This is a genomic window from Gemmatimonadota bacterium, from assembly GCA_016714015.1.
Taxonomy (GTDB): Bacteria; Gemmatimonadota; Gemmatimonadetes; order Gemmatimonadales; family Gemmatimonadaceae; genus Pseudogemmatithrix.
This window is the reverse complement of the sequence record JADJNZ010000001.1, coordinates 1,122,402-1,148,876: the sequence shown is the minus strand read 5'-3', so window position 1 is coordinate 1,148,876 and position 26,475 is coordinate 1,122,402. Positions and strand designations below refer to the sequence as shown.

The window sequence follows — 26,475 nt, the reverse complement described above, 5'->3', positions numbered from 1 at the left end:
TTAGCGCGCCACGCCCGCGAGCGCGGCGACGATGAGCAGTGCGAGTTGCGGTCCCTTGTACGAGTCGGGCGTCTCCGTGTAGGCCTCCTCGGTGCCGTGCGCGCCCATGCTGCGCCCGCCGCCGCCGATCGTGATCGCCGGGATCCCCATTGCAATCGGCAGGTTGGCATCGGTGCTCGACGCGAGCGTCGCGGGGAGCCAGCCGAGCGCCTCCACGGCCTTCCACGCCGTCTGCACGATCGGAGCATCGTCCGACTGCCCGCCCGTCGGGCGGATGCCGATCGTGTCGTACTTCACGGTGATCGGCGCGCGCGAGGCCGGCCAGCGCGCCCGTTCGTCCGCCACGCCCTTGTCGATGGCCGCGCGGATCGCCGCGTCGACCTTCCGCAGCTCCTCGGCCGATTCCGAGCGCATGTCCACCTCCATCTGCGCGAGCGGCGTGATCGTGTTCACGCTCGTGCCGCCGCGCACCACGCCCACGTTGAAGGTCGTCCGCGGACGCATCGGCACGGGGATCTCGGCGATGTTCGCGATCGCGCGCCCCATCGCGTGCATCGGGTTCGTCATCCCGAACGCGCCGTAGCTGTGACCTCCCGGCCCTTCGAACGAGACGGTGTATCGGTGCGACCCCACCGCGCGCGACGTGATCGCACCGGCGCCGGCGCCGTCGACTGAGATGAAGTAGTCGATCTTCCCCGGGAACTCCTTCGTGAGGAGGTGCCGGATGCCGCGGAGGTTCCCCGGTCCCTCCTCACCGACGTTGCCGACGAGATAGACGCGCCCCATCGGCTCCACGCGCTGTTCCTTGAGCACCTTCGCGAGCGTGAGCACCACCGCGAGGCCGCGGCAATCGTCACCGATGCCGGGGCCGGCGATCCGGTCACCCTCGCGCGTCGTCTTCACGGCCGTCCCCTCGGGAAAGACGGTGTCGAGGTGACCGGCGAGCATCACCGTCGCGCCGGTGCCCCGCCCGATCTCCGCGATCACGTTCCCCTCGGCGTCGATCCGCGTGTTCGCGTATCCGAAGCTGACGAGCCGCCGGCGGAACTCCTCGGCGCGCGCCTGTTCCTTGAACGGCGGTGCCGGGATCTCGCAGATGGACACCTGCTGCTCGAGGGTCCAGGCCTGCAGCGGCTGCATCGCGGCCATCGCGCGCTGCACGGCAGGGTCGTTCACGGGGATCGGGCGCGCCTGGGCGCCGAGCGGAGCGGCCAACGGCGCGGACGCAAGGGCGGCCAGCAGGGCGACCGATGGGCTGTGGCGGAGTCGATGGAGGTGCATATTCGAGAATCTACCCCGGACCGCCGATGAACGCCCATCCCTGGATCACCCAGTACGACCCCGGCGTCCCCGCGACCCTCGAGCCCTACCCGGAGCGCACGCTCCTGGAGTTCCTCGACGACGCGGTGGCCCAGCGCCCCGGCGCTCCCGCGCTCCTCTTCAAGGGGAGCACGATGTCGTGGGGCGAGCTGGCGACGCGAAGCGACGCGTGCGCGAGCGCACTGGCGGCGCTCGGCGTGCAGGCCGGGGACCGGGTGGCGGTGGTGCTCCCGAACTGCCCGCAGTTCTTCCTCGTCGAACTCGCGACGTGGAAGCTCGGCGCCGTGCTCGTGCCCCTCAATCCGATCTACACGGCCGAGGAGCTCGAGGGGCCGCTCAAGACGACGGGCGCGAAGGTCGTGGTCACGCTCACGACCTTCTATGAACGGGTGAAGCAGGCGCAACGGCGGACCGCCGTGAAGCACGTCGTGCTCACAAGCATCAAGGAGTACCTGCCGCCCGTGACGCGCGCGCTCTTCACGCTCCTGCTCGAGAAGAAGGGTGGGCACCGTGCCACCGCGCGGGACGGCGACCCGAACTTGCCGGCGCTCCTCAAGGCGCACGCCGGGCGCCGTCCGACCGTGAAGCGCCCCGGCCCGGACGATGATGCCCTCTTCCTCATGAGCGGCGGGACGACGGGCACGCCGAAGGCGGTGCGCGTGCATCACGGCGGCCTCGTGCGCACCGGCATGCAGGTCCGCGCCTGGCTCCACGATGTCCTCCCCGAATGGGTCGGGGTCTACTGCATGCCCCTGCCGATGTTCCATTCCTACGGCGCCTGCGGCGTACAGTCGGTCTGCATCATCGGGCGGAACCCCATCGCGCTCGTCCCCAACCCGCGCGACCTCGACGATCTGGTGAAGACGGTCGAGCGGACGCGGCCGGCGGTGTTCTGCGGCGTACCCACGCTCTACAACGCGCTCATCGGTCACAAGCGCGTCGCCGCGGGGAAGGTCGACTTCCGGTCGATGAAGGCCTGCGTTTCCGGCGCGGCACCGCTCCATGCCGAGACGCATCGCCGCTTCACCGAGATCACCGGTGCGAGCGTGATCGAAGGGTATGCCCTGACGGAGTCGCTGCTCGCGGCGACGCTCTGGCCGCTCAAGGGACACACGAAGGTCGGCTCGGTCGGCGTCCCGCTCCCCGACTGTCGGGTGCGGATCGTCGATGCCGACGATCCCACGAAGGAGATGCCGACCGGCGAGATCGGCGAGATCCTCCTCACGGGACCGCAGATCATGCGCGGCTACTTCAACGCTCCCGAAGGCACCGACCCGATGCGCGCGACCGATGCCGCGGGGGTCGCCTGGCTCCACACTGCGGACCTCGGCTACGTCGACGCCGAGGGGTTCGTGTACGTGGTGGACCGCAAGAAGGACCTGATCAAGATGAACGGGATGCAGGTCTGGCCGCGCGAGATCGAGGAGGTGCTGGCGAAGCATCCCGCGGTCCAGGAGGTGGGCGTGCGCGGCTTCGCCGATGCGGCGCGCGGCGAGGTCGCGGTCGCGTTCGTCGTGCTCAAGCTCGGCGTGGCCGTGAGCACCGAGGAACTCCGCGCGTGGTGCAAGGAGCATCTCGCGCCGTTCAAGGTCCCGGCGCGTGTCGCGTTCAAGGCCGAGCTCCCGAAGTCGATGATCGGGAAGGTGCTCCGGCGCTTCCTCACCGAGGACGAGGCCCGGGCGACATGACGCGCCACCGGCCGCTTCGCGCGGCGATCCTCGGTGTGGCGGGGCTCGTCACGTTCGCGGCCTGCACGGCCTCTGGTCCGCGCGCGCCCTCGCCCGAGGCCGAGCCTTCGTCGTCCCCGGCGCGCGCGACGCGCCAGCGTGTCGTGCTCATCGGGATCGACGGCTTCCGCGCCGACTACGTCGACCGACCGCAGGCGGTGAACCTCCGGCGCCTCGCGGCGCGCGGGGTGCGCGCGGATCGCCTCATCCCCGCCTTCCCCTCCAAGACCTTCCCCAACCACTACACGATCGTCACCGGCCTCACGCCGGAGCACCACGGCATCGTTGCGAACGTCATGAAGGACCCGGCACTCGGCACCTTCCGCACCAGCGACACGCTTGCGGTCTGGGAGCCGCGCTGGTGGGGCGGAGAGCCGATCTGGGTCACGGCGGAGCGGCAGGGTCGCCGCGCCGCCACCTACTTCTGGCCCGGCTCCGAAGCGGAGATCGGGGGCGTGCGCCCCACCTGGTGGCAACGCTACGAGCACACGCGGCCACGCGCCGCACGAGTGCGGCAGGTGATCGAGTGGCTCGCGATGCCCGCCGACTCCGCTCCCGCGCTCATCACCCTCTACTTCTCCGACACCGACGACGCCGGCCACGCCGAGGGCCCCTTCGCGGACACGACGAACACGGCGATCGCCAACGCCGACTCCGCCGTCGGCGCGATCATGGACGGGATCGACCGCTTGGGCCTGCGCGACGTCGTGAACATCATCGTGGTGGCCGATCACGGCATGACGGCGAGCAGTGGCGAGCGGTTGATCCTCATCGACGACTACCTGCCGCGCGCGTCGGTCGACGTCATCGACTGGACGCCCGTCGCCTCGCTCGTCCCGGTGGACGGCGACGCCGAGCGCGTGTATCGCGCGCTGAAGGACAAGCATCCGCACCTGCAGGTATATCGGAAGGGCGAAGTGCCGGCGCGCCTGCACTTCAATGACCATCCGCGCATCACGCCGATCGTCGCGATCGCCGACGAGGGATGGACCATCACGGACCGGGCGAGCGTCACGCGCCGCGGGCGCGCCTCCTACGACGGAGGGCAGCACGGGTACGACCCCGAGCTGCCCTCGATGGGCGCGGTCTTCCTCGCGGCGGGACCTGGCATCGCGGTCGATCGACGCGTGCCAGGCTTCCGCAACGTGCACGTCTATCCGTTGATGGCGCACCTGCTCGGCCTGCGGGCCGCGCCATCGGATGGGGCGCTCGACTCCGTGCGCGCCATCCTGCGCTGAGTCAGGGCGTCGGTTCGGGCATCGGATCGATCTCGCGCAGCTCGATGCGGCCCCCGAGGGCGAGATGCGGACAGTCGCCGGCGATCGTCGTGGCCTCGGTGTAGTCCTTCGCTTCGATCACGAAGTAGCCGCCCACGACCTCCTTCGCCTCGGCGAACGGCCCGTCCTTCACGACGAGCGTGCCTCCCTTCGCGCTCAGGTGCTTGCCCCCCTCCTCGCAGAGCTTCTCGCCGCCGCGCAGGTGGCCTGAGCGGGCGATCTTGTCGCTCCACGCCATGTACTTCGCGACGACGCGCTGCATCTCGGCGGGCGAGATGGTCGAGAGCGCGGTCATGTCGTCGTGCAGGATGAGCATGTACTTCGGCATCGGTGGTCTCCGGTGGATGGGTCGCGGTCGGCGGATCCGGCCCGCGATGCCCTATGACGGATGAGGATCGCCGGAATCGACATCGCGCGCCAGCAGGAGCGCGTCCAGTTCGGCAAGTCGTTGTTCCGCATGGCGTTGCATGGGGCGTGAGGCGGTCAGTTCCCGGGCCGTCGCCCAGGCGGTCCGCGCCTCGTCCGGGCGGTCGAGTGCGGCGAGGAGTGTCCCCCGCACCGCGTGGGTGAGCGGATACGCTTCGAGCGCGCGATCCCGCGAGAGCGCGCGCAGCGCCGTCCATGCCGCGGCCGCGCCCGCAGCCCGCTGCACCGCGACGATCCGATTGAGCGCGATCACCGGCGAGGGGGAGAGCGCGAGGAGCCGGTCGTAGGCGGCGACGATCCGCGGCCAATCGGTCGCGTCGCTCGACGGGGCCATCGCGTGGAGCGATGCGATCTCCGCTTCCACGTGATACGGCGTGATGCGGTCCCCGTCCGCGGCCGCCTCGAGATGCGCGAAGCCGCGCGCGATCCGCGCCGCATCCCAGCGCGTGCGGTCCTGGTCGTCGAGGCGCACCGGTGCGCCGTCGGCGTCGAGCCGCGCGTCGAAGCGCGCCGAGTGGAAGCAGAAGAGCGCGGCCAATGCGTGGACCGCGGGCGAGGCGGTGCGCGGGTCACCCAGCAATCGCTCGGCGAGACGGAGCGCCTCGTCACTGAGGTCGCGCCGCAGGAGCGCGTCGCCCGCGTGCGCGGTGTGGCCCTCGTTGAACATGAGATAGAGCACGGTCTGCACCGCGTCGAGCCGCTCGAGGAGGGCCTCGCCTTCGGGCATCTCGAAGGTCGCCTGCGCCTCGCGCAGCGCGCGCTTGGCGCGCACGAGGCGCTGCGCGACCGCGCGCTCGTCGGTGAGGAAGCCGCGCGCGATCTCGCCCACGCCGAACCCGCCGATGAGCTTGAGGGCGAGCGCCACGCGCGATCCCGGCGAGACGGCGGGATGGCAGCAGAGGAGGATCAGCCGGAGCTGATCGTCGCGGAACGGATCGTCGGGCGCGTGGTCACCATCGGAGGCGGACGCGAGGTCGACGGCCGCGTCGAGCTCGGCGCCGATGCGCGGGGCGAGGTCGGCGAGCCTCTGGTCGCGGCGCAACGCATCGAGCGCCTTGCGTCGCGCGACCTGCAACAGCCACGCCGAGGGATCGGCCGGCACGCCGCGCGTTGGCCAGTGGCGGACCGCGCTGATGAACGCCTCCTGCACCACGTCCTCGGCCAGCGCGAGATGCGCCGGCCCGAGCAGGCGGGTGAGGAGCGCGATGAGTCGGCCTGCTTCCTCGCGGAAGAGGCGGTCGACTAGAACTCGCGCTTCTTCATCTCCTTGAACATCTTCTCGCGCTCCTGGTCCTGCGCGTCACTCACGCGCTGCGGAGCGGTCGGGTCGTAGGTCTTGGCCTCGAGATTCCGCGGCTTGGCCTGCTTCTGCATCTTCTTCACGAGGTTCTGGATGGACTTGTCGTCCAGGCCTGACATCAGGTGCCCTCCAGGGCGAGCGGTCACCTGAATCCTATCCCGCGGCGGGCCATTGCGCATCCGCGCCCCCGGGCGTTCCTTGGGAGGACACCCGTTCCCCGGACGGAGGCGCAGGCGTCATGAGCACCGATCGCAAGCCGCGCGACGAGGAGATCGACGTCTACGGCCTGACGGACCAGGGCAAGGTCCGGAAGGACAATCAGGACCATTTCCTGATCGCGTCGGTGCACCGACGGCTGCACGTCCTGCAGACGTCCCTCACCGACCCGGCGCGCGTGCCGATGGCCGACGACCGCGTCGCGTTCCTTGCGATGGTCGCCGACGGCGTAGGCGGGGGCGTCGGCGGGCAGGAGGCGAGCGCGACCGCCCTCGAGACCGCCACCGAGTACATCGCCTCCAGCTCCAAGTGCTTCATGGAAGGCGATGCGGCGGGGACCGAGTTCATCGAGACGCTGCAGGCCGCCGCGCACCGCTCGCACGAGGCGGTGAAGGCGCGTGCGATGGACATCGCGCCGGGCCGCTCGATGGCGACGACGCTCACGATGTACATGGGCGTCTGGCCGTACTACTACCTGCTGCAGGTCGGGGACTCCCGCTATTACCTGTATCGCGGCGGTGCGCTCACGCAGGTCTCCCGCGACCAGACCATCGCGCAGGATCTGGTCGACCAGGGGGTGCTCACCCGGGCCGTGGCCGAGCGGTCACGATTCAACGATGTGCTCTCCAGCGCGATCGGCGCCGACGAGGCGGTGCCCGTGGTGACGCGACTCAAGTCGGAGTGGGGCATGGTGCATCTGCTCTGCACCGACGGGCTCATCAAGCACGTCACCGACGAGCGGATCAAGGAGGTGCTCGCCACGATGACCTCCTCGCGGCAGGCGTGCGAGACGCTCGTCGCCGAGGCGCTGGCCAACGGTGGCAGCGACAACGTCACCGTCATCATCGGCCGCACGGTGACGCCGCGGCCGTGAGCCCGCTCGTCGTCCGTGCGGCCGACTCAGGCGGACGCTGAGGCGTCCGTCGCGGCGGCGGGTGCGGAACGGTCGCGCAGCAGCCACCGCACGAGCATCACCGCGAGCGCGATGGGGATCACGATCTTCGCGACCGCGAGTCCCAGCGTGAGCAGCACGCCCACGAGCGAGAGCAGCGCGCCGCCGACGAGCAGGACGACGAAGATCGGCAGCCCGATCACCAGCAGCAGGATGAGCACGGGGAGTGCGAGCACGCCGAGCACCGCGAGCAGCGGCAGGCCGACGAACTTGAGAAGGAACCCCGCCGGCAGGAGCCACCCGAGCCAGCCGAAGGCGCGCGCGAGCACCTTGAGCAGGATGCCTTCGATCATGAGCGTCTTCAGGATCTGCCACATGCGCCTGCTCCCGGGTGGGTGATGAAGTACCTACGGGGGATCCGCAGCCCCGGTGTCAGCGGCCGGCGTCCAGCTTGGGCAGCAGTTCCCTCGTGATCCACGCGTGTCCCGGGGCGAGCGCGAGCGCCTTCTGCAACTCGGTTCGCGCCTCGGCCTTCCGGTCGAGCTGGGTCAGGGCGATGGCGAGCCAGATGTGCGCATCGACGCGGCCCCACACCGGGGCCGGCCCCGTCGCCGCGTCGCGGGCGAAGAGGGCCACGGCGCGGCGCAGTTCGGGCTCCCCCTTGGCCGGGCCGCCGCCGAAGGCGCGCGGGGCATTGAGGCGCGTCATCCCGTTCATGAGGGCGACGCGCGGGTCGTTGGGGGCGAGGGCGAGCGCCTCGTCGAGCTGCTTGAAGGCACGCGGGCCCATCCGCATCCCGGCCATCATCCCGCCAGTGCCGGCGAGCTGTCCGGTGACCCCGCCGCGGAGGCCCAGCGCCTGACCGCCGGCCCCGAGTTCCTGTGCCTTGGCGAGCGCCTTCTCGGCCTCCTCGAGCATAGGCTTGGCCATGGGGACCTGATCACTCAGGAGCAGGGCGCTCGCCCGGCGATGGAGGACATAGCCGAGGTCGTAGTGCGTCCACGGGTCACGCGCCGCGGGACCGCGCGTGGCGGCGCGGAGGCGCGCGATGATGGGATCGAGGGCCGGCCAGTCGCCCCGCGTGACGGCGGACTCGACGCGCGGGCGGAGGGAGTCGAGGAGAGCGGGCTGCGCGCGCAGCGGCGACGCGAGGAGCACCACGGTGAGCGCGGTGACGAGCGCGCGCCACAAGGAAAGCGGACGGAGGGAGCGCATGCCTGATGAAGGAGGGAGCGGGATTCAGCGTTCCCCGGAGGGCGCGGTCGCCCGCCGGAGATACCACGCGAGCAGTCCCGTGACGACGAAGACGAGCCCGGCGCCCAACGGCAGTTGTTCGCGCGCCTCCGCATCGAGGTCGAGGATGGGTCCGAGCCCGAGGATCATCCAGCTGGTGATCACCGCGTACCCGAGGGCGGCAACCCAGCTCCACGCGCGATAGCGCCAGGCCCCGTACGCCGCGCCCAGTCCGCACAGCGCGATCACCGCCTGGAATGCCCACAGGATCGTCGGTTCGTCGCTGGTGCCCGGGAAGTCGTTCGGCACCTGCACGAGCGCGTTAAGCCCGGCCACGGCGAAGACCACTGCGCTGAGGCGCAGACCGATCCGGTGTGCGGCGGACGGAGGCCGCGGGATGCGCGGGATCCCTTCGGGAACGGACATGCGGGGGAAGCTAGCGTCCGGACGGTGCGGTCGCCTCCGGGGCGCTGAGGCTCCACACGTAGCGCGACACGTCGCGGACCTGCTTCTCGCTGAGGGCGAACTTCGGCATCACGCCGAAGCGCGCGATGACATGCTTGGGCATCGTCATGCGGAGGGTGTCCGGTACGCTGATGAAGCGGAACAGGGCGTCCACGCCCTCGGCGTCGTTGGCGAACGCCTCTCGGTAGTGGCGCGAGACCATCGCCATGGGCGGAGCAAGCTTGGGCGGTGGCATGAGCGTGTGGCAGGTCGCGCAGATCGCCTCATAGACGACCTTGCCGGCCACGGGATCGCCGCGGAGCTGGGCTTGGCTGTCGGCGGGTGTGACAATTACGAAGAGGGCGATCAGGATGAGCATGAGGCGCATGGTCTGGTGTCCGGTGGAGGCGTTGAGGAAGACTCGCGCGAATCGGCCGCGTCCGCAGTCAGGGAACTCTGCCGCCGGCGTCCTCGATCCTTCGTGACGCTGCCACCGTGCGAGGACCTGGCGGGAACCGAAGTTTGCTGGAGTGGGTTGCACGACCATGCCTCTCATTCCTTCCGTCCGGGTGCTCTCGGCCCTGATCCTGCTCGGGTCCAGCACGGTCACCGTCGGTTGCGCTGCGCGCTCCGGCGACCCGTCGCGCATGTTGCGCCCCACGTTGGGTGCTGCGCAGGCTATCGACACCGCGCGCGGGCTCGCGGTGCTACCCCTGACGATCGGACGGGCGGCCGGTGAAGTCGCTTGGTTCGTCGTGACCGAGTCGAGCGACTCCGCGGACGCGGAACGACGGAAGGTGAACTGGGCGCCAGAGCTCGCGCGCCTGCGCGGCACGACGTTCGTACAACGTGGCACGTGGGACGGGACGCGGCTCGTCGTCGATGCCGGCGTGGACTTCTCGCCGTCGCGCAGCGTGCTCGCGAATCCTGACTCGGCGTTCCCGCCGCGGGTCGCCACTCCGGGTTCCCGCGCCGGCGAGGGCTATTCGCCGTTCGTGGAGTTCCCGAACGGCATCGTGCTGAACGCACCGCACGTCGCAACACGGACCGAGGTGGTGGATCGCGCGGTGCAGATCGATCGCGGACTCCTCTTCGCCGTGTTCCGCGTGAGTCGCGGGTACGCGCGTGGGCGCACCGCATGGTACGTCTCGACGGAGGCGAGTGACCCGATGGTCGCCGCGATGGAAGGAGCGACCTACGCGCCATCGCTCGCCGGGCTCTCCGCCGCCGCCGCGGATCCCCGCTTCGCCAGCGTGCGGCTGGGCATCGTGGCGATCATCAACGGTCCGCTCCGTTCGGAAGTGCCGACGCAGCAACATGGACTCCGCTCCGCGCTCCGCGGCGAGGGAGATCCGCAGAACATCCTCGAAGAGATGCCGGGAGCGCGGGCGTACACACCGGTCTGGGACCTCCACCTCGCCGTCTGGTCTCCGCGCGCTGTGCGAGACGAGGCGCGCGAGCGCCTCCTGAGCTTCGCCGAGGTCGAGGCGCGGGTCCGTGATGGCCTGCTCCAGCCGATGGGGGCTGGCGTCGCGCATCAGGCCCTCGGAGGGCTGACGGCGGTCGGCGCGGTGGTGAACTGCCCTGTGGTCGCGGTCTTCTAAGCGCCTGCGCCTATTCGCTCCGCTCCCACGCGGCGGTGTCTCCCACCGCCAGCAGCCCGTCATCCAGCACCTCCCCGAACGCCCCGCCGCGCCACTCGGGATCCATCGCCGCACGCAATCCCGGCAGCGCCTCATCCATCCGCTCGCAGGGCCGCGTCTCCCCGAGGATCCGCACGCGCACGCCTCCCAACCGCAGCACCTTGCCGCGCGACCTCGCGAGGTCGATCCCGCTGACCATGATGTTCGCGCGGCGCGCGGCGGGATCGAGCGCCGCCGGGGTCGCGCCGCCCAGCTCGCGCATCATCGCCGCCCACTGTTCCTGCGCGATGATCGTCACCTGCCGCGTGCGCGAGCGGCCGGTGCTCCCCTCGATCCCCTTCCCGGCGACGCACACCACCTCGCGATGGGGGTCCATCACGCCGCGGTGCGCGCGCTTGGTCCAGAGCGCCTCGACGCGTCCGCTCATCGTGCGCGGCCCGCGTCGCGACGGAGCGCGCTCACTTGAGGCGCCCCGCCTTCCATGCCGCGTACTCGTCGGGCATGCAGGTCTTGCAGGGACGGTAGCCCGCCGCGCGCGCGGTCGCCTCGTCCTTGAAGAAGACGCGCTGCTGGGCATAGGACGTGCCCGTGCCCAGCGCGCGCCGCGCCGCCTTGCAGTCGAGGCGGCCGTACGTGCGGTTCTTGCGATGACCCCCGAGGGTGCCGGGGGTCTCGCTCGATACCAGGCTGCCGTCGGCAGCGACCAACCGATACAGCGTCAGGTCAATTCTCCATGCGCGGCTTCACCATGTCGCGCGTCGTGGGATACGCGATCCCGAGCTGCTCGAGATAGCTCTTGTACTTCTTCGGGTCGTAGTAGAACTGCTGCAGCTGCGGCTTGAAGCGCGCCATGATCTCCTGGTTCAGCCAGATCGGCGGCTGGTCCGTCGGCGCGATGAACGGCGTGTACTGCACGTCCTTCGTCTGCACCTCGCGGAAGTACTTCCACGCATCGGCCACCACCTGCGGGCGCGACACGATGTCCAGGATCGTCAGCGCCTGCACCTTCGCCCCGGCCACCGCACCCTTGTGGGCGATCGGCGTCGCCATGACGATCGCGTTCGCCCAGTTGTGCCCCGGCGGCCCCGGGATGTTCGACGGATAGCGCAGCGTCACCGTCGGCACGTTCCAGGAGACGTCGCCGATGTCGTCCGAGCCGCCGCCCGTCCGCTGGCTCTCGGGCGTCGGCAGGCCGATGTTGAACACGCCGCGCTGCTGGAGCCCGCGCTCCGGCACGCCCATCTCCTTCTGCACCGCGCGGGCCATCGCCTGGTCGTTCTCGTCCCACTGTGGCATGCCGACGCGCTCGATGTTCGCGTGCGTCACCTCGGCGATGGTCCTGTTGAAGTGCGCGCTCCACCCCGAGCCGACCATCATCACGGTGTCGAGCTCGACGTTCGCCATCATCGCCGCGCCACGCGCGATCCGCTTGCCCTGCTCGAACAGCGCCATCGTGCGCGCGTAGTCGCGCTCGCGGAAGTAGAACCAGATGCTCGCCGTGCTCGGCACGACGTTCGGTTGGTCGCCACCGTCGCGGATGACGTAGTGCGAGCGCTGGTTGATCTCGAGGTGCTCGCGCTGGTACTCCCAACCCTGGCCCATCAGCATCGCGGCGTCGAGCGCCGAACGGCCGCGCCACGGGGCGCCGGCGGCATGCGCGCTCGTGCCCTGGAACTTGAAGATCGCCGAGATCAGCGCCGTCGAGCCGCTCTGGCCCCACTGCACGCCGAGGTCGTTGCCGACGTGCGTGAAGAGCGCGACGTCCGCGTCCTTGAAGAGCCCGGCGCGCACGAGGAACGCCTTGCCCGCCATCTGCTCCTCGGCGATGCCCGGCCAGAGCACCAGCGTGCCCGGGATCCGCTCGCGCGTCATGATCTCCTTGGCCACGAGCGCGCCGACGATGTTCACCGCCTGGCCGGAGTTGTGGCCCTCGCCGTGCCCGGGCGCGCCCTCGACCTGCGCCTCATGGAAGGCGAAGGCGGGCTTGTTGTTCGCTTGCGGGATGCCGTCAACGTCGGAGCCGAGCGTGACGACGGGCCGCGCGCCGGCGGGGCTCACCCAGCGGGCGACCCAGGCGGACGGCATCCCGGCATACCCGCGCTCGACCTTGAAGCCGGCCTGCTCGAGGATCCCGGTGAGGTACTTCTGCGTCTCGAACTCCTGCATGCCGAGCTCGGAGAACGAGAAGAGCATGTCGACGATCTCCTGCACCTGCTTGGCGCGACCCTCGACCTTCTGGAGGGCCTCGGCCTTGAGCGCCTCGAGTCTGGCGGAGTCGGGGAGCTGCTGCGCGGCCAGCGCGGACGGCAGCGTGGCGGGGACGGCGAAGGACACGGCGGCCGCGAGCAGGGCGGTGCGCACATGACGGGCGACAGGGGACATCGACAGTGCTCCTCTGGTGGGGTGCACCGCGGATACGCGCGTGGGCGTTCCGAGGTTGAGAGGAATGGAGCAGATTCCCGACGTGGGCGCAACGCCCGACCAGACCCTCCCGTACCTTCGGACATGAGCTTCTCCTTCCTCTCGCGCCGCCTCCACCGCTGGGGCGCCATCGCCATCGGCCTCCCGCTCCTCTGCGTGGTCGTCTCCGGCCTGCTGCTGCAGGTCAAGAAGCAGTTCCCCTGGGTACAGCCGCACGAGGAACGCACGCCGGTCTCCACGCCCGCGGTCGGCTGGGACGTGATCCTCGCCGCCGCCAAGGCGATGCCCGAGGCGGGGGTGCAGGGCTGGGAGGACATCGAGCGCGTCGACGTCCGGCCGTCGAAGGGGATCATGAAGGTGATCACGAACTCCCGCTGGGAGGCACAGCTCGCCCTCGCCGACGGCGCGCTGCTGCAGGTGGCCTACCGGCGTTCGGACCTGATCGAGCAGTTCCATGACGGGAGCTTCTTCGGGGATGCGGCGAAGCTGTGGATCTTCCTGCCGAGCGGCATCGTGCTGTTCGCGCTCTGGCTGACCGGGCTGTATCTCTGGGTCTTGCCTTGGCTGACGAAACGCAAGCGGGCCAGACTGCAGCAGAAGCCGTGAGTGATGAGCCGTGAGTGATGCGTTCCCGCATCCCGCATCCCGCATCCCCACCGCATCGCCTCACTCACGACTCATGACTCACCACTCACCACGCCGTTCCCCGAGCGCTGACGTGACCCGCCACCTCGCCGCGATCCTGCTCGCCGTCCTCGCGCATCCCGCATCCGCCCAGCAGCGGCCGCGCGCGACGCCGGTCCCGTACGTCCCCGGCGCGACCTGGGAGCATCGTTCCGCCGCGCAGGCCGGCGTCGACTCCGCCAAGCTCGCCGACGCCATCGCCTTCGCCATCCGCAGCGAGGCCAAGGCGCCGCGCGACATGGAGGCGAATCACTATCGCACCTTCGGGCGCGAGCCATTCGGGCAGGGCATCGGTCCGTTCAAGCCGCGCGGCGAACCCACCGGCGTGATCGTCCGCGGCGGCTACGTGGTCGCCAGCTGGGGCGAGCCCGACCGCGTGGACATGACGCACTCGGTCACCAAGTCCTTCGTCTCGGCGACGCTCGGCCTCGCCTTCGACCGTGGACTCATCCGGAGCGTGCGCGACACCGTCTGGAAGTCGCAGGCGCCGACCTACGCGCTCCGCACGAGTGCTCCGAGCGAGCCCGGCGCGACCTTCGGGCACCCGATGTTCCTCGATCCCTGGGACACGCCGCACAATCGGACCATCACGTGGGACGACCTGCTGCGCCAGACGAGTGACTGGGAAGGGACGCTGTGGGGGAAGCCGGAGTGGGCGGACCGGCCGGCGCAGGATGCTTCGACGTGGACGACGCGCGCGCGGAAGGCGCCGGGCACGACCTACGAGTACAACGACGTGCGCGTGAACGTGCTCGCGCTCGCCGCGACGAACCTCTGGCGTCGGCCGCTCCCCGAGGTCATCCAGGAACACCTGATGGGCCCCATCGGCGCGTCGCGGACCTGGCGCTGGTACGGCTACGACAACGCGTGGATCACGCTCGACGGCCGTCCGGTGCAGGTGGTGAGCGGCGGCGGGCACTGGGGCGGCGGGCTCTTCATCAACGCCTGGGACATGGCGCGCTTCGGCCTCCTCACGCAGCGGCGCGGCGTGTGGGGGGACCAGCGGATCCTCTCCGAGGAATGGGTGAAGCTCTCCCTCACGCCCACGGTACCGCAGCCGACGTACGGCTACATGAACTGGTTCCTCAATACCGACAAGAAGTGGATGCCGAGTGCGCCGGCGAGCGCGTTCGGGCATGTGGGGAACGGGACGAATCTCGTCTTCGTCGCGCCGGAACAGGACCTCGTCATCGTCGTGCGGTGGATCGAGAACGGCGCGATCGACGAGTTCCTCGGCAAGGTGCTGGGGGCGATTCGATGACGAAGGCTGAAGGATGAAGGGACAAGGGTGAGCGAGCGAACGCGGGCGGCGGATGAACGCGCGTCGGAACTCCAGGCCGCGCTGGCGGCCGCCGGGGCCGAGCGCGCGGCGCTCACGCCCTCCGGCGGTCCGACGCCCGCGCCACCGTCCCCGACGCTCGAAGCGCAGCTCACCGCTCCTGAGCCCTGGTCGCGCGTCCTCTGGCGCGCTGCCAAGAGCTGGGTGATCGGATCGGTCACGATGTACTCCCTGATGCGCCTGATGGGCGAGAGCGACATCACGCCCGCGCGCGCGGCGTTCGTCGGTGCATGGCCCGCGATCATCACGATCTTCGGCCGCCGCACCGGGAACATGCTGCCCGCCACGCCGGCACTCATCATGGGCGGCGTGACGCTCGGCGGCGCGGCGCTCATCGGGGCGACGACCATCGTCACGGGCGAGTGGCGCGGTGACGCCCTCGGCTTCACCGCGATGGGCGCGTTCCTCGGTGGCGTGCTCCTGTGGATGGGCCTGCGCGCGCGCCGCGCCGAGCGGGCCCATCTCGCGCGGGAGCACGCGGTCGCGCCGGTCATTGTGAGCCGCGCCGAACTCGCGGCGCGCATCGAGCGGTTGCAGACCGAGCAGGCGCCGGACGGCCGGAAGATGCTCACGCGGCTGCTCATCGGGTGCGGTGTGCTCATGGGGGTGCTGGCCTTCCCCTATGTGCGGGTCTTCGGCGCCGAGCCGCCGGAGGTCGCGGCGATCGCGCTCTTCTTCGGCAGTTGGGGAGCGCTGGGCCTCACGATTCGCAACGCGACGCGGCGCGGCCGCGAGGTGGCCGCCACGCACGGCCTCGTCTGCTCCGCCTGTGACCAGCCCTACTTCGGGACCTTCGCCAACATGCGCCTGCAGAAGAACCTCGCCGAGATCGGCCTCTGTCCCCAGTGCGGCGCTCGCATCATCACGGAGGAATGAGATGCATCCCAGGTCCCTGATCGCCGCGCTCGTCGCCTGCCTCGCGCCGCTCGCCCTGACCGCGCAGCAGCCCGAGTGGACGCTGCTGATCCGCAACGGCACCGTTGTCGACGGCACCGGCGCGGCCCGCTATGCCGCCGACGTCGCCATCAAGGACGATCGCATCGTCCTCGTCTCGCGCACGCCGCTCGATGCCGCGCGCGCCGCCCGCACGATCGACGCGCGGGGTCTCGTCGTCGCGCCGGGGTTCATCGACCTGCACGCGCACATCGAGCCGCTGCTCAACATGCCCGATGCCAAGAGCGCGGTCACGCAGGGCATCACCCTCTCGCTCGGCGGTCCGGACGGCGGCGGTCCACTGCCGCTCGCGCCGTATCTCGTGCGCGCGCAGGCCGCCGGGCTCGGCATGAACGTCGCCTATCTCGTCGGGCACAACGCCATCCGGCGCGAGGTGATGGGCACGGAGGACCGCGCCCCCACGCCGGCCGAGCTCGCGCGCATGATCGCGCTCGTGCGGCAGGGCATGGGTGACGGGGCGTTCGGCATGAGCACCGGCCTGCGCTACGTGCCCGGCTACTACTCCAAGACGGACGAGGTCGTCGCGCTGTCGCGAGCGGCCGCCGACTCCGGCGGCATCTATACGTCGCACCTCCGCGAGGAAGGGCTCGGCCTCATCGATGGCGTGCGCGAGGCGATCACGATCGCGCGCGATGCGCGCATCCCGGTCGTGCTCACGCATCACAAGGCCGTCGGTCAGCCGATGTGGGGCAAGAGCGTCGTCACGCTCGCCATGGTCGATTCGGCGCGCGTGCAGGGACTCGATGTCATGATCGACCAGTATCCGTACACGGCGAGCCAGACCGGGCTTGGGGTGCTCATCCCACCCTGGGCGCTCTCGGGCGGCACGCCGGCGCTCAAGCAGCGCCTCGCTGATCCGGTGCTCCGCGACTCCATCGAGCGCGGCGTCGTCGAGTTGCTCCGCACCGATCGCGGCGGTGGCGACACGCGACGCGTGCAGTTCGGTTCGGTCGCGTGGGATCGCACGCTCGAGGGGAAGACGCTGTACGACTGGACCGAGCGCCGCGGGGTGGGGCCTTCGCTCGAGGCCGCAGCGAAGCTCGTGCTCGAGGGCGAGCTCAACGGCAGCGCGGGGATGGTCTATCACATCATCGACGAGGGTGACGTGCGCCGCATCATGGCGCACCCGCAGACGATGATCGCGAGTGACGGTTCCCTCACGCGTCCAGGGCAGGGCGTCCCGCATCCGCGGAGCTACGGCACCTTCCCGCGCGTGCTCGGCGAGTACGTGCGCGTGCAGCATGTGCTCACGCTCGAGCAGGCGATCCACAAGATGACCGGCATGCCGGCCAAGCGCCTGAACCTGCAGGGCCAGCGCGGCTGCCTCGCGGCGGGCTGCTTCGCCGACGTGACCCTGTTCGACCCGAACACCGTCGGCAGCCCCGCGACCTTCACCGAGCCGCATCAGTACGCGACGGGGGTCCCGTACGTGATCGTGAACGGGGTGCCGGTGGTGGATGGTGGTGCGATGACGGCGGCGCGGCCAGGAAGGACCATCCGGCGGCCGCACTGAACGGGATGAAGGCTGAAGGATGAAAGGGGCGCGGCCGTACGGCCGCGCCTCCCTCCTCCTTGAGCCTTCTTCGCCGTTCGATGTGCGAAACCCTCGAGATCGCCTAAGCGCTCCCGAGGGCTCGCGAACCCGCTGGCGGCGGAAGGGCGCCTGGTTCGTCGCCACCGGAGTGGCCAGGTCCCTGCTCCTTCCCGATGATGGACGGACCCTCATCGGGTGCCTCGCTTTCGCTTGGCGTCGGTCACGGCCAGCGACCCCGTGATCGGCATGGAGGATCGAACGGCCTCCACACATCCCTTCCGGCAGCGTCCTGTCAGAAGGGTGCACCCATGAGCTCCAACCGCCTCATGCGCACGGGACGAGTATTCACCTCGCCCGGAATCGCCGCAATGGGGAGAACGCTGACGTCCGCGTCAGCGCTTTGAAGTAAGGCGTTCGCGCGGCTCACCACTCCACGCTGAACCCGATGCTCGGCAGCAACCCGAGCGACGCATTGCGCACCACCGCCGCCGTCCGCGGATCCCACTCCTCGTTGGTGATGTTCTCTCGGCCGTACACGTTCTGCACATCGAGATAGCCCACCAACTGCAGCCGCCGCAGCGACCACCGACGGTCCACGCGCAGGTCGAGCGCGTGGAAGAGTGGCAGTCGCCCGCCTTCGTTCCACCGCGTGAAATCCCGCCGCCCCGCCTGCGGACCGGTCGTGATGATCGGCGTGAGCGGCAGGCCCGTCGCCACGCGCACCTTGCCGCTCACCTCCCACTTGGCATTCGGGCGCCAGCCGAGCACGGCGTTGCCGATGAAGCGCGTGTCGAAGCTGCCCGGGCGGCGCACGCCGTCGGCCCCGTCGAACGTCGTCCGACTCACGCTCACGCTCGCGAGCCCGAAGAGCAGGATGTCGCTGAGCTGCTTCTGCACCAGCGCCTCCACCCCCATCGAGCGCCCCGTCGCCTCGGCGACGAGCGGTTCGAGGCCGAACGGGATGTCGCTCGTCACATCATCGAAGCCCGCGGGCGCGAGCACCGCCTGCGGACGGAAGACGCGGCGGGGATACCCGGTGTAGCGCTTGGCGTACGCCTCGAACTGCACCTTCACGTCGGGGCGCGGGAGGTGCTCCACGCCGAGCACACCCTGATCGGCACGGAAGGGGGGCAGGGTGCGGTTCGACGGGTCGCCGATGAGCCAGATGTAGCTCGGCGCCTGCCAGTAGCTGCCAAGGCTCGCGGTGAGCGTCGTGCGTTCGGTCAGCGCATACCGGGCACCCAGACGGGGACTCGCGCGCAGCGCCCCGTCGAGGAAGCCGTAGCGATCCAGGCGCAGGCCGGTGGTGGTGCGCAGCTTCGCCGTCGCCTGCCACGCGACCTGGCCGTAGAGCGCCTGACGGTCCGCCGTGAACGACGTGTCGACCGTGAGCGGCCTGGGGAGGCCGACCGCGTCGAGTCGCGCCGCGCCCGGGAGCAGGACGTCGTAGTCGAGCGTGCTCGCGTACTTCATCTGCGCGCCGCCGGACAGCTCGACCCGCGGCGTCGCCTGGATGGAGAGGTCGGCGCGCAGCGAGGTCTCGCCCTCGGTGGAGAAGGCGCGGAAGATCGTGTTCGGCGGGTCGAGCGAGTCGTTCTGGATGGTCGTGAAGCGCGTCCACGTGCGGCCGAGCGTCACGTCGAGCACGCCGCGCTCGAGGAGCCGGCGCCAGGTGAGCCCCGAGAAGTACTGCCGTTGCGACGGCGCGACGACGCGCGAGTTGTCGTAGCGCTGGTCGGGTTCGTCGTTGAAGAAGGTGACCGTGCCGTCGGCCCCGATGACGAGGAACGAGAGCGTGCTCCGGTCCCCCAGGCGCTCGACGACCTTCAGCTGGCCATCGACGTACGCGGGGACGAACCCGAATCCCGCTGCCTTGAAGAGCAGGTCGAGGTACGACCGTCGCGCACTGAAGTAGAAGGAGCCGTTCTCGCCGAGCGGTCCTTCGGCCACGGCGAACCCGCCGGTGGCCGAGAGCGTGAACTCGCCGGCGAGCCGCTCGCGATTGCCCTCGCGGAGCGTGATGCTCGTGACCGACGCGGTGCGGTCGCCGTACTTGGGCGCGAAGCCGCCGGTGGAGAAGCTCGCGCCCTCGACGGCATCGACGTTGATCAGCGAGAGCGGTCCGCCGGTCGAGCCCTGCGAACCGAAGTGGTTGATGTTCGGCACCTCGATCCCGTCGACGAGGAAGAGGTTCTCGAACGGCGCGCCGCCGCGGACCACGAGGTCGTTGCGTCCCGGCTGCGTCACGCCCACGCCGGGGAAGAGGGCGACGGCCCGCACGACATCCTCCTGCACGCCGGGGGCGCGGCGGATCGCCTCGCTCGTGAACGACTGCGTGCTGGTCGTGGCGCTGAGCGAGGGGAGGAAGTAGGAGGCGGTGACGGCGACCGCGCCGAGGTCGGTCGCGATGGGCGCGAGTCGCACGACGACGGTCGCCGGCTTCGCCGAACCGACCACGAGGTCCGGGACGATGAGCGGTGCGTAGCCGATCGCGCGCACCTGCACGCGCCAGACGCCGGGCGCGACGCCGGTGATGACGAATCGCCCGCGCGCATCGGTGGTCGCGCGGCGTTCGGTGCCCACGAGGAGGACCTGCGCCCCGTCGAGCGGCGCGTCGGTCCCCGCGGCGAGGACGGTCCCGGAGATGAGACCGGCCGCCGCCTCCTGGGCGACGGCCGGCCTGATGGTCCCGAACGAGAGGAGGAGCAGGCCGAGGATGGTGCGGAGTACTGGTCGCATCCTCGGTGAACGCCCGAACTACATCCGCGGTTTCGGCGGCTTCACGAACTGGTCCAGCCAGGCCATCATCTCGAAGAGGGTGTGCCCCACGCTCTCGCGCGCCTGGTAGCCATGCGACTCCGACGGCAGCTGCACGTAGCGGACCGTCGCGCCGTTCCCCTTGAGGGCGGCATACATCCGCTCGGACTGGATGGGGAAGGTGCCGGTGTTGTTGTCCGCCATGCCGTGCACCAGTAGGATCGGCGTCTTGATCTTGTCGGCATACGTGAACGGCGACATCCGCTCGTAGAGGTCCTGTGCCTGCCAGTAGCTCCGTTCCTCGCCCTGGAATCCGAACGGCGTCAGCGTCCGGTTGTACGCTCCCGAACGCGCGATGCCGGCGCGGAACAGCCGGGTGTGCGCGAGCAGGTTCGCGGTCATGAACGCGCCGTACGAATGGCCACCCACGGCGATCCGATCGCGGTCGGCGACCCCCATACCGACGATCTGGTCGATCGCCGCCTCGGCGCTCGCGGTGAGTTGCTCCACGTAGGTGTCGTTCGGCTCCTTCCCGTCGAACCCGATGATCGGCATCGTCGGGTCATCCATCACGCCGTACCCCTGCAGCAACGCGAAGAGGTGCGACGAGCCGCCGGGCCGCGTGAAGCGGTAGGGCGAGCCGGTGACCTGCGACGCCGCGTCCGCCGAACCGAACTCGAGCGGGTACGCCCAGAGCAAGAACGGCAGCGCTCCGTCGCGCTGCTTGTCGTAGCCGGGCGGGAGGTACACGGTCGCATGGAGCTTCACGCCGTCGCGGCGCGTGTAGCTCACGCGCTCGCTGCGCACGCCCGCGAACTCCGGCGCCGGATCCTTGAACTCGGTGATCTGTCGCGGCGCGATGCGGCGCACGAGGTCGCGCTGCCAGAGATTGGGCGGCTCGGAGACGGACTCCCGTCGCGTGAGGAGCCGCGTGCCGTTGTCATCGAGCAGGTCGGTCACGGTCTCGTAGTAGGGCGCGGTGGACTGGAAGAGCCGCGCCGTCTTGCCCGTGGCAAGCTCATACCGGTCGACGAACGGCCGGTCGCCCTCGGGGCTCGCGCCGCTGCCGCGGAGGAAGGCGGACTTGCCGTCGGCCGTGACATGCAGCACCTGCTGGCCGCGCGCGTCGCGGCGCGTGACGAACTGGCCCGGATCGCCGTAGCGGTCCTCGGTGGAACGCTCCCAGAGCAGGCGCGGCGCGGTCTTGCCGCTCGGGTCGATCGCCCAGGTGCGCGTCTTCCGCTGGCGGCTGTGCGACTCGGTCGCCAGCGCGAGGTCGGCGCGCGCCCAGGTGATCCCGCGGGCGCGCCACTCGGTCTCGAGCACCGTCGCGGGCTCACCGGCGAACGGCGCGGCGAGGCTCAGCACGCGATCGCGCTTCGCGGCCTGCTTGGTCGGATCGCCACCATCGAGCGCCTCGGTCCACGCCAGCGTCGCCGCCGCGTCGGCGCGCCACGACGGATTGCGCGGGCCCACCTGCGCCCCGTCGCCGCCCCACGCGACGCGTTCGATGAGCGGCCGGGTCGCGAGCGTGCGCGCGACGCGCCCGTCCATCGCCCAGACCTCGATGCGCGTCGGGAAGAAGTTGAGCGGCACCGAGTACGAGAAGGGTCGCGAGAGCGTCGTCACGAGGAGCCACTGGCCGTCGGGGCTCACCGTGGCGCCGGAGATGATCCCCGCCGCGCCGATCGGCGTCACCGCGCCGTCGAGCGTCACGCGCGCCAGCTGGCTCGTCGCGTAGTGCGCGAAGATCGCCTCGTCGTGCGGGCTCTTGAGCAGGTCCTGATAGGTCGCGGCGCGATCGGCGCTTCCCGTCAGCGTCTGCTGAACGATCGGCCCCACCGGCGTCGGCGCCGCGACCGGTTCGGCGCCGCGATCCTGCGGCACGAAGGTGCAGACGAGGGCCTCGTCGCCCGTCCAATCGCATGGTGCGCCGAGCACCGCGTTCAACCGGCGTGCGGAGAGCTGCCGCGCGCTCTTCGCGGCGACATCTCCCACCCAGAGCGTGAGCGCATCGTCGGTGCTCACCACGAACGCGAACCTCTTCCCGCTCGGCGACCAGCTCGGCGCGCCCACGCCCGCGCCAGCCGGCAGCGTCATCGCGATGGGCGTCGCCGCGCCGCCGCCGATCGGCATGATCGACATCCCCCGCGCCGGATTCTGCCGCGACGGTCCGCTCGTGCGGGGATCCAGGCGGATGCCCGCCACGCGGTACTCGGGCGCGGCGATCTCGCTGATGGGCGGCAGGCCCGGCCGCTCGAGGAGGAGGATCCATTGGCGGTCCGGCGTGACGATCGACGTCGGCGTCGCCGGGGCGTCGAGGATGCGCTGGATCGCGGCGGGGGGCTGGCGGTACGCATCCTGTGCGCCGGCGAGCCCGCCGACGAGCATGAGGAGGAGCGCGGCACGCGCGACGCGGCGCAGGCGCGCACCGGTGCAGGACGACAGGGACATCGCAAGGACTCCGCTGGAGGTAAGTACGACCGCTGGGCTACGAGTGTCGTCCGTCGAGCGTTGGCCGCCCGGACGCGGTCCGTCCCGAAACTACGCCGCGAGCCGCTGCGGCGCGCGGGGCCGGTTCACCGGCTCGCGCGCTCCACCCACCGGACATGGATCGCGGCCGAGTCGGGGAACCCCGCTGCGCTGAAGGCCCGCGCGAAGCGCTCGTGCAGGTCGCGGCGCGTGCCGTACAGGTGGACGCTCTCGAGCGACCCGTGCGAAGCCTGATGCAGCACGCCGAGCGCGTCGCGCGGACGTTCGAGGAGGAGGAGCACGTCGGCGAGCGCGAGCTGCGTGCGCGCATACGACCCGGTGGGACTCCAGCGTGCGGCCTCGAAGGCGCGGCGCGCGCCCTCGAGATCGCCACGCGCACGCAGCAGCAGCCCGCGCACGTGATGGTGCAGCAAGCGATCGCGGCCGTACGCGCTCTGCACGCCCCACGCCTCGATCTCCTGTGCCCGTCGTGCGAGCGCGAGCGTGTCCCCCGAGGCCGCGAGCGCATCCGCCGCGAGCGTGCCCATCCACGCCCGCCATCGCGCCACCGCGTGGGGGGAGTGCACCGGCCCGTTCTGTTGCGCGAGGGAATCGAAGAGCGCCGCGGCCGCGACGGGGCGCCCCGCTTCGAGGAGGGCTTGGGCCTGCTGCATCCGATGCACCGACCAGGCAGCGCGCTCGTGCGCCGGGATCGAGTCGAGGAGTGCGCGAAGGCGGCGTTCGGCGAGGTCTGGTCGTCCCGCGTTGCGCTCGGCGATCGCCGCGAACCAGGCCGCGTGCCGCCGTCGCGCAGGATCGGGGTGGCGGAGTTCCTCGGCCAGCAGCGCCACGGCCCGCTGCTCCTCCCCCGAGCGGATCGCCCAGACGGCCTCGTACACGTGCTGGTACGGGTCGGCCGGATTGAGCACCACGGCCCGACGGGCGGCCGCCGCGGCCTCGACGAGGTCGTTCGCGTGCTGTGCCACGGTCGAGCGCGCCGCGGCCGCGCGGCCCGCGTCGGGCTGCCGCGTCTGCCACTCGCGCGCGACGCGGGTCGCCGCCGCGAGCGAATCGGCCAGCAGGTGCGCGTTGATCAGCCCCTCGTACGCATCGCAGGCGAGGCACGACACCTCACTGCGCTCGAGCCCCGGCGCGTCGAGCATGATCGCGCGCTCGAAGGCGCGCGCCGCCATCGCGAAGTCGCCGCGCCAGACGAGCGCTTGGCCGAGGAGCAGATGTCCGTTGGGATCGAGCGGCCAGAGGCGCACGAGCGAGTCCGCGAGCACCTCGCGCACCGGATCCTCCTCGAGCAACGCGCGTTCGGCGCGCACGAGCAGCCGCTCCCGCTCGGGCAGGCGGTCCGCCGCCCGCAGCGCCGTGTCGAGCTGTGCCGTCGCCGTCGCCTTGTCCCACTCGCCGATCGCCTGCGCGAGCCGCAGCCGCGCGAGCGCGAACGAGGGGTCGGCCCGGATGGCGTCCACGAGCCACTCGATCGCGCGCACCCGATCGCCCATCGCGCGCGACCGCTCGCCCCGCTCGTACGATTCGAACGCCGCGAGCGAGGCCGTCGACACGTGCGCGAGTGGCGCCGAGGGCATGCGACGCCCGAGCGCCTCGGCGAGTTCCGCCGTCGCCTGGTCGACCGCCGCGAAGAGGTCGCCCGCCTCGACGACGATGCCATGACGGATCCGGCCATCGCGGCGCTCCGTCAACCGCAGGTCGAGTCGCACGCTCCCGCCGCGACGCGAGACCGAGCCGGAGATCACCAACGCCGCACCGGCGCGCAGCGCGGTCCGCGTGGAGTCGAGGGCCAGGCCCGGCGGCGCGGGCGGAAGGATCGCAATCCCTTCGATGCGCGCCAGGTTGGTCGCGAGCATCTCGTCGATCGGTCGCATGCTCGAATCGGGGGTCGAGGCGATCGCGAGCGGTTCGAGCGCGATCAGCGGCGGCGACGCGTCCACGGGCGAGGGGGCGCGCCACGGACCCCGCCACGCTCCCACGACGAACAGGAGCGCGGTCGCCGCAAGGGCCCAGCGGGTCCATCCGCGTCCGCGGCGCGACTCCGCCTCCGACCAGAGCCGGGCCGGGTGCAACGACTCGCGCGCCACGCGCTGGATCACGACGTGCGCGATCGTGTACGCCGCATCCGGCGCGGTCGCAGCGCGGAGGAGCCCGTCACGGACGAGCGCGTCGAGTGCCGCGACCAGCGCGGCGTGCCCGAGCCCGGTGGCGTGGCCGAGCGCGGCGACGGTCGCCCCCGCGACGCCCTCCGGGGCCCCGGAGATCCGGTCGAGCACCGCGCGCTGGTCGGGTGGGAGCGCGTCGAGGCGCTCGCTGATCGCGTCGCGCAGGTCGGCGGGAACGGGGGCGGAGTCCGGGAGGGAGTGCAAAGCCCAGGCCCCGTTCGCGGAGGGCACGAGCACACCGTCGGTGCGATAGCGGTCGACGAGCGCGAGGATCCACGCCGGATGCCCGTCGGTCGCGGCCGCGAAATGGGACGCGAGCGCCGCCGTCGCTTCCGGCTCCAGCGGCAGCACCGAAGAAAGCAACGTCGCGATCGCCTCGCGCCCGAGCCCGGCGAGCGCGAGGCGATGGACCCCGCGCGGCACGGCGAGCGCGCGCCAACTGCTCACGATGACCATCGTCCGGCCGGGAGGCGCGAGGAGCGCGTTCCGCAGCGGCTCGGCGTCGGCGGTCCAGAGGTCCGCATCGTCGAGCACGAGCAGGAGCGGCCGTTCGGCGGCGATCGCCGCGATCACCGCGGCGAGGTCCGCGGGTGCGGCCGCACGACCATCCTCGATCGCGTCGCGCGTCCGGGTGATCACCGCGGGATCGGCCGCCGCGGCGCCGCGCGCCTCGAGCAAGGCCCGCGTGACGCGCTGGACGATCGCCTCGCCGCCCTCGCTCGCGCGGATCCAGACGAGACGCCGCGCCGCCGCCGGGATCGCTCGCGCAAGATCCTCCACGAGCCGCGTTCGACCGATGCCGTCGATGCCGGTGAGCACGACGCCCACGCCGACGGTGTCGGCGCCACCCTCGACCGCCTCGTCCCACCAGCCGCGCAGTGCCGCGAGTTCACGGTCGCGGCCCACGAGGTCCGCCCGGGCCTTGGTCGCGGGCGTGCGCGTGCTCGGGGTGTGCCGCGCGCGCGCGAGCGCATGCAGTGCGCTCGCATCGAGGCCGTTGGACTCGAACCGCGGGAGCGCCGCGGCGAGGACCGCGGCCGCATCGGCCTCCGCGCCGGCGCGGCGCAACGTGCGCACCAGCTGCAACACGCTGTCGGCGTCCAGCGGGAGGTCGGCCTCGAGGCCACGCGCACACCGTTCGGCGTCGCGCCACTGGGCCGTGGCGATCGCCGCATCGCGCCGCGCGGAGAGAGCGCCGCGAAAGCGCGCGCGATAGGCTGCGCGCCGGCTGGCCAACCACTGGGAGAAGGGTTCGCTCCCGAGGTCGTCGAAACCCGGAAGGAGGCGATCCGGCAGGGGCGCCTGATCGCCCTCGCGCAGGAGCCCATCGCGCTCGAGGTCCAGCAGATCGCAGTCCGCGGCGGGGACGAGGCGGAGGCCGGTCGGCGACTCGACGAGGTGGTCCCCGAGCTCGCGACGAAGGACGAGCAGGGCTTGCCGCAGGGAATGCCGGGCGGCGCTCTCGTCCTTCTCACCCCAGAAGAGCGTGGCGAGCGCCTCCCGCGAGACGGAGCCCGAACCGTCAAGCGCGAGGTAGGCGACGAGCGCCAACTCCTTCCGGCGGAGGGAGGCTCGTTTGCCATTCACGAGGATGCGCGGGTCGTCGAAGAGGGTCGCGGTGACCATGTGTCAACTGCTTGTAGGGCAACG

General features: G+C 71.1%; 22 protein-coding genes. 8 read left to right on the top strand and 14 right to left on the bottom strand.

The genetic code is table 11. The annotated features are described in order from the left end of the window. On the bottom strand, window positions 1-1,281 hold the full coding sequence (locus tag IPJ78_04850) for a M20/M25/M40 family metallo-hydrolase (GenBank protein ID MBK7905876.1): 1,281 nt from the start codon (window positions 1,279-1,281) through the stop codon (window positions 1-3). A 26-nt stretch (window positions 1,282-1,307) separates the two neighbouring features. Here IPJ78_04850 and IPJ78_04845 point away from each other — a divergent pair, with 26 nt between their 5' ends. Both IPJ78_04845 and IPJ78_04840 read left to right on the top strand, forming a co-directional pair. Next, window positions 1,308-3,008, top strand: a complete 1,701-nt coding sequence (locus tag IPJ78_04845; GenBank protein MBK7905875.1) for an AMP-binding protein — start codon at window positions 1,308-1,310, stop codon at window positions 3,006-3,008. After that, a complete protein-coding gene (locus IPJ78_04840) occupies window positions 3,005-4,285 on the top strand; it encodes an alkaline phosphatase family protein (GenBank protein MBK7905874.1) in 1,281 nt (426 codons plus the stop codon). The genes IPJ78_04845 and IPJ78_04840 overlap by 4 nt, the downstream gene beginning before the upstream one ends. A 1-nt stretch (window position 4,286) precedes the next feature. Here IPJ78_04840 and IPJ78_04835 read toward each other — a convergent pair whose 3' ends face one another. The 3 genes from IPJ78_04835 to IPJ78_04825 all read right to left on the bottom strand — a co-directional run bounded on the left by IPJ78_04835 (window position 4,287) and on the right by IPJ78_04825 (window position 6,169). Then, entirely contained in the window at window positions 4,287-4,640 is a 354-nt protein-coding gene (locus tag IPJ78_04835) for a transcription initiation protein (GenBank protein MBK7905873.1), read from the bottom strand. A gap of 63 nt (window positions 4,641-4,703) precedes the next feature. Next, a complete protein-coding gene (locus IPJ78_04830; protein ID MBK7905872.1) occupies window positions 4,704-5,957 on the bottom strand; it encodes a sigma-70 family RNA polymerase sigma factor in 1,254 nt (417 codons plus the stop codon). A 35-nt stretch (window positions 5,958-5,992) separates the two neighbouring features. Continuing rightward, window positions 5,993-6,169 carry a hypothetical protein gene (locus IPJ78_04825; protein MBK7905871.1) on the bottom strand — a complete coding sequence of 59 codons (177 nt, stop codon included), beginning with the start codon at window positions 6,167-6,169 and terminating at the stop codon, window positions 5,993-5,995. 119 nt (window positions 6,170-6,288) lie between these two features. Between IPJ78_04825 and IPJ78_04820 the strand changes: the two genes are divergently transcribed. After that, window positions 6,289-7,140, top strand: a complete 852-nt coding sequence (locus IPJ78_04820; GenBank protein MBK7905870.1) for a serine/threonine-protein phosphatase — start codon at window positions 6,289-6,291, stop codon at window positions 7,138-7,140. 26 nt (window positions 7,141-7,166) lie between these two features. Here IPJ78_04820 and IPJ78_04815 read toward each other — a convergent pair whose 3' ends face one another. From IPJ78_04815 to IPJ78_04800, 4 genes are read right to left on the bottom strand one after another with little or no spacing between them, the layout of a single operon-like run. Further along, window positions 7,167-7,535 (bottom strand): hypothetical protein, encoded by a 369-nt coding sequence (locus IPJ78_04815; GenBank protein ID MBK7905869.1) that lies wholly within the window; start codon window positions 7,533-7,535, stop codon window positions 7,167-7,169. 55 nt (window positions 7,536-7,590) lie between these two features. Beyond that, on the bottom strand, window positions 7,591-8,373 hold the full coding sequence (locus IPJ78_04810; GenBank protein ID MBK7905868.1) for a tetratricopeptide repeat protein: 783 nt from the start codon (window positions 8,371-8,373) through the stop codon (window positions 7,591-7,593). A 24-nt stretch (window positions 8,374-8,397) separates the two neighbouring features. Next, complete coding sequence (locus IPJ78_04805; protein MBK7905867.1) at window positions 8,398-8,817, bottom strand: hypothetical protein; 420 nt, start codon at window positions 8,815-8,817, stop codon at window positions 8,398-8,400. A 10-nt stretch (window positions 8,818-8,827) separates the two neighbouring features. After that, window positions 8,828-9,223 carry a cytochrome c gene (locus IPJ78_04800; protein ID MBK7905866.1) on the bottom strand — a complete coding sequence of 132 codons (396 nt, stop codon included), beginning with the start codon at window positions 9,221-9,223 and terminating at the stop codon, window positions 8,828-8,830. 157 nt (window positions 9,224-9,380) lie between these two features. On the opposite strand from IPJ78_04800, the gene IPJ78_04795 reads away from it, so the two are divergent. Further along, the gene (locus tag IPJ78_04795) at window positions 9,381-10,439 is read left to right on the top strand and encodes a hypothetical protein (GenBank protein ID MBK7905865.1); all 1,059 of its coding nucleotides are present in this window, start codon (window positions 9,381-9,383) and stop codon (window positions 10,437-10,439) included. A 10-nt stretch (window positions 10,440-10,449) separates the two neighbouring features. On the opposite strand, the gene IPJ78_04790 is transcribed toward IPJ78_04795, so the two are convergent. The 3 genes from IPJ78_04790 to IPJ78_04780 are packed head-to-tail and all read right to left on the bottom strand — an operon-like array spanning window position 10,450 to window position 12,860. After that, window positions 10,450-10,905 (bottom strand): MOSC domain-containing protein, encoded by a 456-nt coding sequence (locus IPJ78_04790; protein MBK7905864.1) that lies wholly within the window; start codon window positions 10,903-10,905, stop codon window positions 10,450-10,452. A gap of 31 nt (window positions 10,906-10,936) precedes the next feature. Beyond that, window positions 10,937-11,200, bottom strand: a complete 264-nt coding sequence (locus IPJ78_04785; protein ID MBK7905863.1) for a metal-binding protein — start codon at window positions 11,198-11,200, stop codon at window positions 10,937-10,939. Between the two features lies 1 nt (window position 11,201). Beyond that, the gene (locus tag IPJ78_04780; GenBank protein ID MBK7905862.1) at window positions 11,202-12,860 is read right to left on the bottom strand and encodes a peptidase dimerization domain-containing protein; all 1,659 of its coding nucleotides are present in this window, start codon (window positions 12,858-12,860) and stop codon (window positions 11,202-11,204) included. A 123-nt stretch (window positions 12,861-12,983) separates the two neighbouring features. Here IPJ78_04780 and IPJ78_04775 point away from each other — a divergent pair, with 123 nt between their 5' ends. The 4 genes from IPJ78_04775 to IPJ78_04760 all read left to right on the top strand — a co-directional run bounded on the left by IPJ78_04775 (window position 12,984) and on the right by IPJ78_04760 (window position 17,389). Beyond that, entirely contained in the window at window positions 12,984-13,505 is a 522-nt protein-coding gene (locus IPJ78_04775) for a PepSY domain-containing protein (GenBank protein MBK7905861.1), read from the top strand. A 73-nt stretch (window positions 13,506-13,578) separates the two neighbouring features. Continuing rightward, complete coding sequence (locus IPJ78_04770; protein MBK7905860.1) at window positions 13,579-14,844, top strand: serine hydrolase; 1,266 nt, start codon at window positions 13,579-13,581, stop codon at window positions 14,842-14,844. A 27-nt stretch (window positions 14,845-14,871) separates the two neighbouring features. Next, window positions 14,872-15,798 carry a hypothetical protein gene (locus IPJ78_04765; GenBank protein ID MBK7905859.1) on the top strand — a complete coding sequence of 309 codons (927 nt, stop codon included), beginning with the start codon at window positions 14,872-14,874 and terminating at the stop codon, window positions 15,796-15,798. A 1-nt stretch (window position 15,799) separates the two neighbouring features. Continuing rightward, entirely contained in the window at window positions 15,800-17,389 is a 1,590-nt protein-coding gene (locus tag IPJ78_04760; GenBank protein MBK7905858.1) for a D-aminoacylase, read from the top strand. A gap of 444 nt (window positions 17,390-17,833) precedes the next feature. Here the strand turns inward: IPJ78_04760 and IPJ78_04755 are convergent, their stop codons facing one another. The 3 genes from IPJ78_04755 to IPJ78_04745 form a co-directional block, all read right to left on the bottom strand. Then, a complete protein-coding gene (locus IPJ78_04755; protein ID MBK7905857.1) occupies window positions 17,834-20,149 on the bottom strand; it encodes a TonB-dependent receptor in 2,316 nt (771 codons plus the stop codon). 18 nt (window positions 20,150-20,167) lie between these two features. Further along, window positions 20,168-22,621, bottom strand: a complete 2,454-nt coding sequence (locus tag IPJ78_04750) for a S9 family peptidase (protein MBK7905856.1) — start codon at window positions 22,619-22,621, stop codon at window positions 20,168-20,170. A gap of 125 nt (window positions 22,622-22,746) precedes the next feature. Continuing rightward, window positions 22,747-26,451 (bottom strand): AAA family ATPase, encoded by a 3,705-nt coding sequence (locus IPJ78_04745; GenBank protein ID MBK7905855.1) that lies wholly within the window; start codon window positions 26,449-26,451, stop codon window positions 22,747-22,749. Between the last annotated feature and the right edge of the window lie 24 nt (window positions 26,452-26,475).